Here is a 12,094-nt window from a genome sequence, read left to right as displayed (position 1 = left end):
TTAATAAGGATAACAGAAAGGAAATGAGTTTGAGAGATGAATGAAAAATATGAAATGTTGATACCGAAAGTACTAACAAAATTACGAGCGCAAGTTCCGTTAGTTCATAATATTACAAACGTAGTAGTCACTAATTTTACAGCGAATGGCTTATTAGCAATTGGGGCTTCTCCAGTAATGGCATATGCAAAGGAAGAGGTTGCAGATATGGCAACAGTAGCGAATGCCCTTGTTCTCAATATTGGAACATTAACTGCTGAAAACGTAGAAAGCATGATTATTGCTGGAAAGGCTGCAAATTTGGCTAATACTCCTGTTATCTTAGACCCGGTTGGGGCTGGAGCTACTAGATATCGTACGGAATCTGTACATCGTATTATGAAGGAAGTGGAAATCACTTTACTACGAGGAAATGCAGCAGAAGTAGCGAATGTTGCTGGTATTAAAGCAAAAATGAGAGGCGTAGATTCTGTTAGTGAACATAATAATAGCGAAATCGCGCTAGAAGCTGCAAAGCTATTACAGGTACCAGTTGTTATAACAGGAGAAAAAGATATAGTAGCTGTTAACGAGAAGCTATCTATAGTACATAATGGCCATCAGATGTTAACAAAGGTTACGGGGACAGGCTGCTTACTATCTTCTATTCTTGGAGCATTTATCGCTGTAGAAGAAGATGTTTTCCTTGCTTCAACAGCAGGTTTAGTGACATATGGGGTTGCAGCTGAGCGTGCCTTTGAAAAGACGAAAGAAGAAGGACCAGGAAGTTTTCAAATTGAGTTATTGAATCAATTAATGAAAATTAAAGAAGAAGATATAAAAAAATGGATGAAAGTAGAGAGTATAAGGGGGTAATTCAATGACCACAGCAAAAGCTTTAACAATAGCAGGATCAGATAGTGGAGGTGGGGCTGGAATTCAGGCAGACTTAAAAACTTTCCAAGAACTTAAAGTATATGGAATGAGCGTGATTACCGCAATAACAGCGCAAAATACCCTTGGTGTTGATGGAGTATACCCAATGATGCTCGAGGCAATAGAAAAACAATTAGAATGCATCGCTGTTGATTTACAGCCAGATGCCTTAAAAACAGGAATGTTATTTAATAGCGAAATAATTGAATTAGTAGCCAATAAAATGGAACAATACAAATGGAAAAATTTAGTTGTTGATCCAGTCATGATTGCTAAAGGCGGAGCCAATTTACTACAGCAAGAAGCAACAGAGTCCATGAAAAGGAAGCTTCTTCCCCTTGCCACTGTCTTAACACCAAATATACCTGAGGCAGAGGAATTAACTGGGATAAGCATTCGAAATATGGAGGAAAGAAAAGAAGCGGCTAAAAGATTAAGTGCCATGGGGGTTAACTATGTCATTATTAAAGGCGGACATGGGGATGAAAAGGAAGCTGTCGATTTGCTATTTGATGGCAGCCATTTTTCAAGTTTGGTAGCGGAAAGAATTCCAACCAAAAATACGCATGGGACAGGCTGTACTTTTTCTGCTGCAATAACGGCAGCTCTTGCAAATGGCTATTCTATTAACGATGCATTCCAATTAGGCAAGGATTTTATTCATCAAGCAATAAAAAATGATCTTCATATAGGAAGCGGGCATGGACCAACCAATCATTGGGCTTACCAAGAAAGCAAACGATAAGAATGCAATTTGGAGGATATATGACATCTTATACAAAAGAACGAATGAAACAACTGCTCAAAGTATATTTTATTATGGGAAGTAACAATAATAGTACACTTGCTCCAGAAATTATTTTAGAAGAAGCATTAAAAGGTGGTATTTCTATTTTTCAATTCAGAGAAAAAGGAACTGGGGCATTAAAAGGAGCGGCCAAAATTCAATTAGCAAAAAGAATGCAAGAACTTTGCAATCAATATCATGTTCCATTTATTGTGAATGATGATATTGAACTAGCCTTAGCATTAGATGCAGATGGCGTGCATATAGGGCAAGATGATGAAAACGCCATAAAAGTACGGCAATTGTTTGCAAATAAATTAGTGGGAGTATCTGCTCACACTATAGAGGAAGTTAAAGAGGCAATCGAGGCAGGTGCTGATTATATAGGCATAGGTCCTATCTACCCGACGAGCACAAAGAAAGATGCTAAAGAAGTGCAAGGAACCTCACTTATCGAAAAAGTCAAAGAGGCAAACCTTACTATACCAATCGTTGGTATAGGGGGGATTACAGCCGAAAATGCTTTTCCTGTTATTCAAGCTGGTGCCGATGGAGTCGCCATTATTTCAGAAATTAGTATGGCGGATAATCCCTATGAGCAAACAAAGCGATTAAAGAAAGTAGTGTTTGGCCAAGGGTAATTTCTATAAATAAGTAAAATGGAAACAATTTAGGTTTTTTGCGGAAAATAGACATTTACCCAACCCAAATATACATCTCTGCATACAATAATTTTGTAAGAGGAGCTAGTAAAGAAAAACATAAAAAGCTCCTTCCTCGTTAACCAAAAAAAGATATGGTTAATATACTACAAAAATGAGAAAGGGAGATGTATATATGTACGGTTATGGTGGATATGGTTATGGATGCGGATATGGAGCTGGACCTGGTGTAGGATACGGCGGCGGTTTCGCATTAATCGTAGTATTATTTATCTTGTTAATTATCGTTGGTGCAACTTTTATTTGCTAATATAAGATGAAAAGCTGACCTTGTGTCAGCTTTTTTTACATTCTAAAAAGAATAGCCTTTATTTTAGCTATCCAATAAATGGTAGCGGTTTCGGGAAAATTAATAAAAAATACATACAATTATCGCGGAAAAACAAATAACTAAGTATAAAATCGAATAAGTTATAATATTTTAAGTTTTAAGAAAATTAATTTTCAAAATCTTATTGACAGAAAATATAATATGGGTAAAATAAAGTTATTAGAGTGTTAGATTATATGACACTTGATGGTAATTTTATATACATAAAGGGGGAAATGGTAAAATGGAAAATTTGGAATTTTTGATGAACAGCTTGTGGACGATGATTGCTGCAATTTTAGTTATTTTTATGCTTGGTGGATTTATATTATTAGAAGCAGGTTCCACAAGAATGAAAAATGCGGGACATATTGCTGGTAAAACCATCTTCACATTTGGAATTGCTTCCTTAGTATTTTGGGCTGTGGGCTATGGCTTTATTTTCGGAGATAATGCGAATTTCTTTGTAGGGATGAGTGACTTTTTCTTCAATGGAGGTGAAGTTGGTCAAATTGATGGCGATGGATTACAAACAACTGTATTCTTTATTTTCCAACTAGCATTTGCAGGAATTTCCTTAACGATTGCGCTTGGTGGATTTGCAGAACGTGCGAAATTATCTGTTTATCTTATCTTCTCTGTGTTATTCGGTATTTTAGTTTACCCAATCATCGCCCATTGGATTTGGGGCAGCGGCTGGTTAGCGGAGCACGGAAAACAGGACTTTGCAGGATCCACTGTTGTTCACTTAACTGGTGCGGCAGCAGCGCTTGCAGCGACAATGCTTTTAAAACCACGTATTGGAAAATACAATGCTGACGGTTCAGCAAACCCAATTTTCGGGCATAACCAAGTATATACGGCATTAAGTGTATTAATTCTTTGGGTAGGTTGGTTTGGTTTTAATGCAGGTAGTACAGTTTCTGTAGCTGACGGTTTCTTCGGATATGTTGCTTTAAACACAAACTTAGCAGCAGCAGCAGGTGCGGTTGCAGCGTTACTAATTTCTTGGATTGTATTAGGGAAGTCAGATATCACTACAATGCTGAATGGTGCATTAGCTGGACTTGTTGCAATCACAGCATCTTGTGCATTCGTTGAGCCTTGGGCAGCGGTTGTTATTGGTTTAATTGCTGGAGTGCTTGTGTTTTATAGTGTTCGCTTCTTTGAAAGCAGAAAAATCGATGATCCAATCTTTGCATTATCCGTGCATGGAACAGCGGGGATTTGGGGAACATTATCCAATGGTTTATTTGCTACAGCAGAGTTAGCGGAGTACACGGGAGTAGGTAAAGCTGGTCTATTTGATGGCGGTGGATTTGGTCAATTAGGTGTTCAAGCGCTTGGCGTACTTACTTGTGGACTATTCGCTTTTGCAATAAGCTATGCCATTCTATTTGTTATCAAGAAAGTTAGCGGTCTACGTGTAACAGAGGAAGAAGAAATCATGGGCTTAGATATTAGTGAACATGGTTCATACGGTTACCCAGAAGCTTTCTTGCCAAAAGAAGAAACAAAAAGCCTATAATACATGGCGATAGTCGGATTTAAGTAATAGGCGATCGAATGAATGAAGATAGGAGTCTCGCTGAAAAGTGGGGCTTTTATCTTTTTTAAGTGGTCTATAGGAAAAGATTAAATGATATGATAGACATAGAGAAGATATTAATAATGATTATCGAAGGAAGTGCATGGATGTGCTCTAATACTATTGGACTAAGTGAACTGAAAAAAGATAAGAAATTATTTTTGCGATCAAATTCTTATAATAATAGTGAATTAAATGATTTTCACGATCAAATTTTTAAACAGTTATTTCATTTTGTCCTGGCTGAGTATACGAAGGCTTTTGGAGATCCGCCATGTTCGTTTGTTTGGTTTGTAACAGGGAGCGCTGGAAGAAAGGAACAAGGCATTTTAAGCGACCAAGATCATGGAATCATCTATGAAGTGAAAGATTCGTCCTATAAGGAGTATTTTTTAAAATTTGGAGAATTTCTAAGTGATGCGTTAGATGAGATCGGATATCCCTACTGTGAAGGGAATGTTATGAGCAGTAATTTTGTTTGGTGCAAATCCTTAGAAGAGTGGAAACAACAATTGCAACAATGGATGGAAAAGGAAAACTGGGAATCTATTAGATTTTTACAAATTTTTTATGATAGTAGAAAAATATTTGGCGAACATGAATATGTCCAAGAACTAAGAAATTATATCCATGCGTACTGTAGATTACATCCCAATCTCTTAAAAAGATTTATGAATAATGTAATGCGTATAAAGAAAGGTGTTGGAATATTCGGTCAGTTTTTCGTGGAAAGAACTGGAAGTCACAGAGGATCGATTCATTTAAAGCATACTATGTATTTGCCTTATGTGAATTCAATCAGGCTCCTTGCAATTAAGGAAAGTATTCAACGAACTTCAACTATTGATCGGATACAGGCATTGCGGGATATGGAAATATATGATGAATGGCTAAAACCATATGAATCCTCTTTTAATAGAATTCTAGAATATCGGATTGATTTATTTCGAGAAGCAAAAACATATGAGGATGTTCACTATCTAAGTATTAATCAATTAACGAAGGAACAAAGGCAGGAAATAAAAACATTAATGCGCAACGGTATTAAATTATATCATCAAGTACACAGGATAATCGAAAAAGGGTGTTAATATGGGAGTAGAATCGTTTCTTCAATATATGAGAGATTTATATGGAAAAGTTAATTCTAGTGTATTGCACGCAACCTCGAGTGGAAGTAATTCGCAACAAATTGCCTTTATGCGACAGCTTCAAAAGGATTTAAAGGTTGAAGTTGCTTCCAGATTGCCGTTAAGTAATTTAAAAGCTGTTGTTTTTGACATTGAAACAACAGGTTTTTTACCAGATAAAGGTGATCAAATTATTTCTATTGGCGCGGTAAAGGTAGAAGGTTGCGAAATCCTCGATGAACAATTTTATACACTAGTGAATGCTGATGTTGAGATACCAAGAGAAATAAGTCGCTTAACAGGAATTGAAACAGAAAATTTACTTGATGCTCCACCCTTATCAGATGTACTTGTACAATTTTTTGAATTTATAAAAGATGATACGCTTGTTGCACACCATTCTTCCCATGAAAAAAGCTTTATGCAATCTGCTTGCTGGAAAAGCTTTAAAACACCGTTTAAGCATCGGATTGTGGATACTTCCTTTGTATTTAAAATTGTTGAACCTAAACAACGGATATTAACATTAGAGGAATGGTGTGAGTTTAGTGATATTCCTGTAATTGATCGTCACCATGCATTAGGGGACGCAAAATTAACAGCCATTTTATGGTGTCAATATTTACAAAGGGTGCAACAGTTAGGGTGCCGTACGTTACAGGATATTTATGAAAGGTTAGCTTTACGATAACATCGATGAGAGAAAGTTTAACAATAAACTGGTGGTGATTTATTGATGGACAGGTTTGAGACAGAGAGACTACTGTTGAGAGGATGGCAGGAATCGGATTATAAAGATTTATATGAGTATGCACAAAGGGAAGAAGTTGGTCCTTTCGCCGGCTGGTCCCCGCATAAAAGTGAACAAGAAAGTAAAGAAGTGATCCGTTATTTTTTACAAAATAAAAATTCTTATGCCATCGTATGGAAAGAGGAAAACAAAGTAATTGGAAGCATTGGTTTTCATAAGCGGACACCAGATGTTAAGCAATCCCATCTAGCGCAACGAGAAGTTGGTTTTGCTCTCCATCCAAAATATTGGGGAAGAGGGATTGTTCCTGAAGCGGTAAATCATCTTTTAAAATATGGTTTTGAACATTTGCATTTGGATTTAATATGGTGTGGACATTTTGACTTTAATACAAAGTCAAAACGAGTAAATGAAAAGTGTGGTTTTCGCTATAAATTTCAGAAAACGGACCGTTATAAGCTTTTTAACAATCGGTTAATTACAAGTGTCTATTATTGTATGACAAAAGACGATTATTTTGAAAAAAAACAGCTTAAATCTACAGCTGATTTATCCCATACGAATAGGCTATAAGCAAAATTCTTTTAATAAAAGTTAAGAGGATGGGAGGACGTTGGGACCTAAGTATTCCAGCCGTGGATAAAACCAAACAATTATACGAAGATGCAAATGAAAGTTCCGTATAATTGTTTGTTTTTTGTTTTTAAAAGGATGGTTCTAGAAAGTTTGGTGCTATTCATCCATGGGACTCGCGCTGAGTCACCTCAGCTTAGCAGTGCATCCCACTTATTGGACGCAATAAGTGGGGTGTTTTTTGTATGGAGAAAAAAGAAAAATGGACAGTAGAAGGAAAGTTGTCTGTTGTTCAACTATATGAGAGTGGAAAATATTCTTTTGCTAAATTAGAGATTATTCGTCTTTACAGAGTATCGATTTAGTTACGTCCGAACCTCTTAACAAAGTTATAGTTTGTTAACCTCATTATCTACATCATTTACCTTCACATATAGCCATAACTATTGATCGAGAAATCTACCGACTTCCCTAATTGCATGGACTCAAGGTGATTTTAAGCATTTTTCAGAAAAATCCCGTTCGTTTTATCCCACCCTTAACAGACAGTAAGACTCCCGCCTCAAGCGTATGTTTCACTTTATTGTTAATTGTATATCTTGCCGACTTTATTTGTAATTCAGCGGCTTTTTTGATTGTTTCCTCTACAAATCAAGCGAGTGCTTGATTTTAAATTTCTTGGTACTATTTATGTATAAATGGCGAATTAAAGAAATAAAATCGCGGAAGTTTTGCAAAAAAAAGTCGCTTCTAAGAAGCGAAAAAAGAGACATTGGATTAAAGAATTGATTCGATAACTATATATAGTGGATTATTAATTTAAATCATCTATATATTGATTTGATAGTATCATACAATCCATTCTTACGCAATTACTTTCTATTAAAATAATTTAGTAAACGAGAAGAACAATATAAAATACCAAAATAAAAACTATGCCAAAAAGTACGAGATATTTAGACCATATCGGTGGAAGTTTTTTTCTCTGTTTATTTTTCATAAATCCGATAAAACTCAGATAGTTTTTATAAATAACAAAATAAATCAGTGCAAAACCTATGTATTGAAGGATAAACAATCCAGATAGCGCTTGTTTACCATCTAAAAATTGCGCATTGGGAAATGAGACACCAGTAATCATTTTTATAATACTATCGTTAATTGTTCCAAAAATCGCGAACAAGAGAACAGCAGAAAATAGTATTTTTACAAATTCCAAGTAGAAATAAGAGACCTTTTTCATAAATGCATTCCTTTTCCTTATTTATATTTTTTGTACCAGAACAAAGAATACCATAAATAAGCGATAATTGATAAAGAAAACTTCTATCAGTGGGGGTTTTTCTTATCCCTCACTGTTGGTTAGTGCACTTATCAGACCTTTACGGGAGAGATTCAGCAACCTAGCTGTCTCGATTTTTCGCAGCTTGTGGTTTGGTCTTACTGATGTTAAGAATGGAATAAATAAAATAAATAGTTTCGGGCATTATACATGTAATTATAGACTGGCAAACTAATAAGAAAATTCAAATTCTACTAAAAACGTTCACAAAACGTCAAATTTATGATAATATTTGATTGTTTTTGAAAGAAAATGCTTGAAATGTGAAATCGTTTACAGTAAGATGTAATTAAATCAAAGACATACCCGAAAAGGGAGTGTGATAATTTTGTTAACACCTGAAAGGCATGAACTTATTTTACAATTGCTTAAACAACAAAACGTTGTCAAGATACAAGAGTTAATGGATATTACGAATACATCTGAATCAACCATAAGACGTGATTTGACTCAATTAGAGCAAGAAGGTTTTTTGAAAAGAGTTCATGGTGGCGCAGCGAGGCTTCAAGGGAAAATAAGTGAGCCAAGTATGAGTGAAAAAGCGTTCAAAAACATCCAAGAGAAAAAAATGATCGCCGCCTATGCAGCAAATCTAGTAGAAGATGGAGACAGTATTTATTTAGATGCAGGGTCAACTATTACAGAAATGATACCCTATTTAAAAGATCGTGACATTGTAGTGGTAACAAACGGTCTTATGCATTTGTCCACATTACTAGAAGCTCGAATCCAAACCTTTATTACAGGTGGTTATGTCAAAGAAAAAACAAACGCTTTAGTAGGACGTGGCGCTATATTGAGTCTTGATAACTACCGATTTGATAAATGTTTTATGGGAGTCAATGGTATTCACCCTGAATATGGGTATACTACTCCTGATCAAGAAGAAGCTATGGTGAAAAGTAAGGCACTAACATTATCAAGAGAAGCTTTCTTTGTCGCAGATGACAGTAAATTTTCTGAAGTGTATTTTTCGAAAATTGCTGATTTGCACGAAGCTTCTATTATTACAAACTCCCTGGATGAGGAAGTAAACGATTTTTATTCAAGGAAAACTAGTATAAAGGTTGTGAAAGAATGATTTATACCCTAACCTTAAATCCTTCTGTCGATTATATTATCGAGGTACCAGAAGTGCATTTAGGAGAGCTAAATCGATTAGAAAAAACAAGTAAGTTTGCTGGTGGAAAAGGAATAAACGTTTCCAGAGTATTGAAAAGAATGGGAGTACAAAGTAAAGCATTAGGATTTGTGGGCGGTTTTACAGGTAGCTTCATTGAAAATCAATTACAAGCAGAAAATATTGAAACTGATTTTGTTAAAGTAGAAGAAGACACGCGAATTAACGTTAAGGTAAAAGCTGATACTGAAACGGAATTGAACGCGAGTGGGCCGACTATCTCCGAAGTTAAATTCCAAGAGTTAAAAAATAAGATAGCTTCTTTAACCTCAGAGGATCTTCTTGTTTTAGCAGGAAGTGTACCATCTACTCTGCCAAAAACCACCTATGAAGAATTGGTGAAGATTTGTCATGAGAATAATGTATCCTTTGTTGTAGACGCAGAAGGAGATTTACTAAAAGCAGTCTTGCCATACCGACCATTTTTAATTAAGCCTAATCATCATGAACTTGGTGAACTGTTTGGAACAACTATTACTACTGCTGAAGAAGCGATTCCATATGGAAAAAAACTATTGGAAATGGGCGCACAGAATGTCATTGTTTCGTTAGCTGGTGAAGGAGCAGTATTGATTAGTCAGCACGAAGAATTAATAAGTACGGTACCAAAAGGAGAAGTAAAAAGCTCTGTCGGTGCAGGGGATAGCATGGTGGCAGGATTCCTATCAAAATATGAGGAAACACAGGATATGAAAGAATCTTTCCGCTATAGCATTGCTTCAGGTAGTGCAACAGCATTTTCGATTGGATTATGTACAAAGGAAAAGGTAGAGAGTCTCCTTTCACAAGTTCAATTACAATCATAAACGGAAGCCATTTTACAAGAAAGAAATAGTGAAATGGATAAAATATAATGAAAAAGGGAGCGTTATAGGATGAAAATTACCGAGTTATTAACGCAAGAGACTATCCTTTTAAATATTGAAGGAAACGGGAAACTGGATGCTATCAATCAGTTAGTGGATACTCTTTATTCGGCAGGGAAATTAACAGATAAAGACACATATAAGCAAGCCATTTTAAAAAGAGAAGAGCAAAGTACAACTGGGATTGGAGAAGGGATTGCCATTCCCCATGCAAAAACGAGTGCCGTAAAATCACCGGCAATTGCGTTCGGTCGATCAATTAGTGGTGTTGATTATGAATCACTTGATGGACAGCCAGCAAATCTATTTTTTATGATTGCTGCACCAGATGGAGCGAATAACACTCATCTTGAGGCATTATCAAGATTATCAACTTTATTACTTAAAGAAGAAGTTCGTTCTAAGTTATTAAATGCAACGTCTAAACAAGATATTATATCTATAATCGATAGCTATGATGTAGAGGAAGAATCGGTCGAGGAAAATATTGCAGATAAGAAGAATTTCATTGTTGCAGTAACTGCTTGTCCAACTGGTATAGCTCATACTTATATGGCAGCAGATTCTTTAAAAGCAAAAGCAGCTGAAATGGGAGTAGATATTAAGGTTGAAACAAATGGATCTGGCGGTGCAAAAAATGTTCTTACGGCTGAAGAAATTGAAAATGCAACGGCGGTAATCGTAGCAGCTGATACGAAAGTACAAATGGATCGTTTTAACGGCAAACATGTGCTGGAAACACCTGTTGCAGATGGTATTCGTAAACCTGAAGAACTGATTAACCGTGCTCTTAAGCAGCAAGCTCCAGTTTATCAAGGAGGCTCTGGTTCTAGTTCGGGCGAAGGGAAAGCAGAAGGAAAAAAAGGTATTGGAAGTCAAATCTATAAACACTTAATGAATGGTGTATCCAATATGTTGCCATTTGTTGTCGGTGGCGGGATTTTAATTGCGATCTCTTTTATGTTTGGTTATAACTCTGCTGATCCGAATGATCCGAGCTATAATGCATTTGCAGCTGTAATTAAATATATCGGTGGAGATAATGCGTTTGCACTATTAGTGCCAGTTCTTGCTGGATTTATTGCAATGAGTATTGCTGATCGTCCTGGTTTTGCACCAGGTATGGTGGCTGGATTTATGGCAGCTCAAGGTGGCGCAGGATTCCTTGGTGGCTTAATTGGCGGATTCTTAGCAGGTTATTTAGTGATTGGCTTGAAAAAATTGTTAGAAGTTCTACCAAGATCATTAGAAGGAATTAAAACAATTCTACTGTATCCATTATTAGGGATTTTCTTTACTGGACTTATCATGAATTATGTGATTATGGAACCAGTCGCAGCAATTAATACAGGAATGACTAATTGGTTATCAGGTCTTGGAACTGGAAATGCGGTAATTTTAGGAATTATATTAGGTGCGATGATGGCCTTTGATATGGGTGGTCCAATCAATAAATCTGCCTATGTTTTTGGTACGGGTCTTATTGCAAATGGTGTATTTGAACCAATGGCTGCGATTATGGCTGGTGGAATGGTTCCACCACTTGCAATTGCATTAGCAACTGTATTATTTAAAAAGAAATTTACGAAACAAGAAAAAGATGCAGGCTTAACAAACTTTATTATGGGACTTTCGTTTATTACAGAAGGGGCAATCCCATTTGCTGCAGCAGATCCATTGCGTGTTATTCCATCTGTTGCAATTGGAGCAGCAGTTACTGGTGGATTATCAATGTTCTTTAATATTGGATTAAGAGCCCCACATGGCGGAATTTTCGTTGTTGGATTAGTTGATGGAAATCCATTGTTATATCTTTTAGCAATCGTTATTGGCGCTATTATAGCTGCTCTATTATTAGGACTATTGAAGAAACCTGTTCAACAAAAATAAAGGAAACTTTAGAAAAGCGGTAAATTAACCTTTAAGTTAA

The 12,094-nt window shown here is 36.0% G+C and carries 11 protein-coding genes; all 11 read left to right on the top strand.

Going from position 1 to position 12,094, the window contains the following annotated elements:
• Positions 1 to 36: 36 nt before the first annotated feature.
• On the top strand, positions 37 to 855 hold the full coding sequence (gene thiM, locus HHU08_RS13595) for a hydroxyethylthiazole kinase (RefSeq protein ID WP_302183197.1): 819 nt from the start codon (positions 37 to 39) through the stop codon (positions 853 to 855).
• 4 nt (positions 856 to 859) lie between these two features.
• Complete coding sequence (gene thiD, locus HHU08_RS13590) at positions 860 to 1,660, top strand: bifunctional hydroxymethylpyrimidine kinase/phosphomethylpyrimidine kinase (RefSeq protein WP_016203599.1); 801 nt, start codon at positions 860 to 862, stop codon at positions 1,658 to 1,660.
• Between the two features lie 20 nt (positions 1,661 to 1,680).
• Positions 1,681 to 2,343 (top strand): thiamine phosphate synthase, encoded by a 663-nt coding sequence (gene thiE / locus HHU08_RS13585; protein ID WP_040343582.1) that lies wholly within the window; start codon positions 1,681 to 1,683, stop codon positions 2,341 to 2,343.
• Positions 2,344 to 2,539: 196 nt separating this feature from the next.
• On the top strand, positions 2,540 to 2,674 hold the full coding sequence (locus HHU08_RS13580; protein WP_016203601.1) for a YjcZ family sporulation protein: 135 nt from the start codon (positions 2,540 to 2,542) through the stop codon (positions 2,672 to 2,674).
• Positions 2,675 to 2,978: 304 nt separating this feature from the next.
• Entirely contained in the window at positions 2,979 to 4,262 is a 1,284-nt protein-coding gene (locus HHU08_RS13575) for an ammonium transporter (protein ID WP_016203602.1), read from the top strand.
• Between the two features lie 143 nt (positions 4,263 to 4,405).
• Positions 4,406 to 5,413 (top strand): DUF294 nucleotidyltransferase-like domain-containing protein, encoded by a 1,008-nt coding sequence (locus tag HHU08_RS13570; protein ID WP_169189682.1) that lies wholly within the window; start codon positions 4,406 to 4,408, stop codon positions 5,411 to 5,413.
• Position 5,414: 1 nt separating this feature from the next.
• Positions 5,415 to 6,143 carry an exonuclease domain-containing protein gene (locus HHU08_RS13565; RefSeq protein WP_016203604.1) on the top strand — a complete coding sequence of 243 codons (729 nt, stop codon included), beginning with the start codon at positions 5,415 to 5,417 and terminating at the stop codon, positions 6,141 to 6,143.
• Between the two features lie 45 nt (positions 6,144 to 6,188).
• Positions 6,189 to 6,776, top strand: a complete 588-nt coding sequence (locus HHU08_RS13560; protein WP_169188671.1) for a GNAT family N-acetyltransferase — start codon at positions 6,189 to 6,191, stop codon at positions 6,774 to 6,776.
• A 1,670-nt stretch (positions 6,777 to 8,446) separates the two neighbouring features.
• Positions 8,447 to 9,199: a DeoR/GlpR family DNA-binding transcription regulator gene (locus HHU08_RS13550; RefSeq protein ID WP_169188669.1), complete on the top strand. Its 753-nt coding sequence runs from the start codon at positions 8,447 to 8,449 to the stop codon at positions 9,197 to 9,199.
• Positions 9,196 to 10,104, top strand: coding sequence for a 1-phosphofructokinase (pfkB, locus tag HHU08_RS13545; RefSeq protein ID WP_101731082.1), 909 nt, complete (start codon positions 9,196 to 9,198; stop codon positions 10,102 to 10,104). Before HHU08_RS13550 ends, pfkB begins: the two co-directional genes overlap by 4 nt.
• A gap of 69 nt (positions 10,105 to 10,173) precedes the next feature.
• Positions 10,174 to 12,054 (top strand): PTS fructose transporter subunit IIABC, encoded by a 1,881-nt coding sequence (locus tag HHU08_RS13540; RefSeq protein ID WP_169188668.1) that lies wholly within the window; start codon positions 10,174 to 10,176, stop codon positions 12,052 to 12,054.
• The last annotated feature ends 40 nt before the right edge of the window (positions 12,055 to 12,094 follow it).

The sequence above is a fragment of the Niallia alba genome (assembly GCF_012933555.1).
Lineage (GTDB): Bacteria > Bacillota > Bacilli > Bacillales > Cytobacillaceae > Niallia > Niallia alba.
The sequence above is the reverse complement of the archived record's forward strand: the minus strand, read 5'-3'. Positions and strand labels throughout refer to the sequence as shown.

What these genes read in the sequence shown, in the direction of transcription:
- thiM (WP_302183197.1), top strand. Translation starts at nt 37, where the DNA reads ATGAATGAAAAATATGAAATGTTGATACCGAAAGTACTAACAAAATTA.
- thiD (WP_016203599.1), top strand. Translation starts at nt 860, where the DNA reads ATGACCACAGCAAAAGCTTTAACAATAGCAGGATCAGATAGTGGAGGT.
- thiE (WP_040343582.1), top strand. Translation starts at nt 1,681, where the DNA reads ATGACATCTTATACAAAAGAACGAATGAAACAACTGCTCAAAGTATAT.
- HHU08_RS13580 (WP_016203601.1), top strand. Translation starts at nt 2,540, where the DNA reads ATGTACGGTTATGGTGGATATGGTTATGGATGCGGATATGGAGCTGGA.
- HHU08_RS13575 (WP_016203602.1), top strand. Translation starts at nt 2,979, where the DNA reads ATGGAAAATTTGGAATTTTTGATGAACAGCTTGTGGACGATGATTGCT.
- HHU08_RS13570 (WP_169189682.1), top strand. Translation starts at nt 4,406, where the DNA reads ATGATTATCGAAGGAAGTGCATGGATGTGCTCTAATACTATTGGACTA.
- HHU08_RS13565 (WP_016203604.1), top strand. Translation starts at nt 5,415, where the DNA reads ATGGGAGTAGAATCGTTTCTTCAATATATGAGAGATTTATATGGAAAA.
- HHU08_RS13560 (WP_169188671.1), top strand. Translation starts at nt 6,189, where the DNA reads ATGGACAGGTTTGAGACAGAGAGACTACTGTTGAGAGGATGGCAGGAA.
- pfkB (WP_101731082.1), top strand. Translation starts at nt 9,196, where the DNA reads ATGATTTATACCCTAACCTTAAATCCTTCTGTCGATTATATTATCGAG.
- HHU08_RS13540 (WP_169188668.1), top strand. Translation starts at nt 10,174, where the DNA reads ATGAAAATTACCGAGTTATTAACGCAAGAGACTATCCTTTTAAATATT.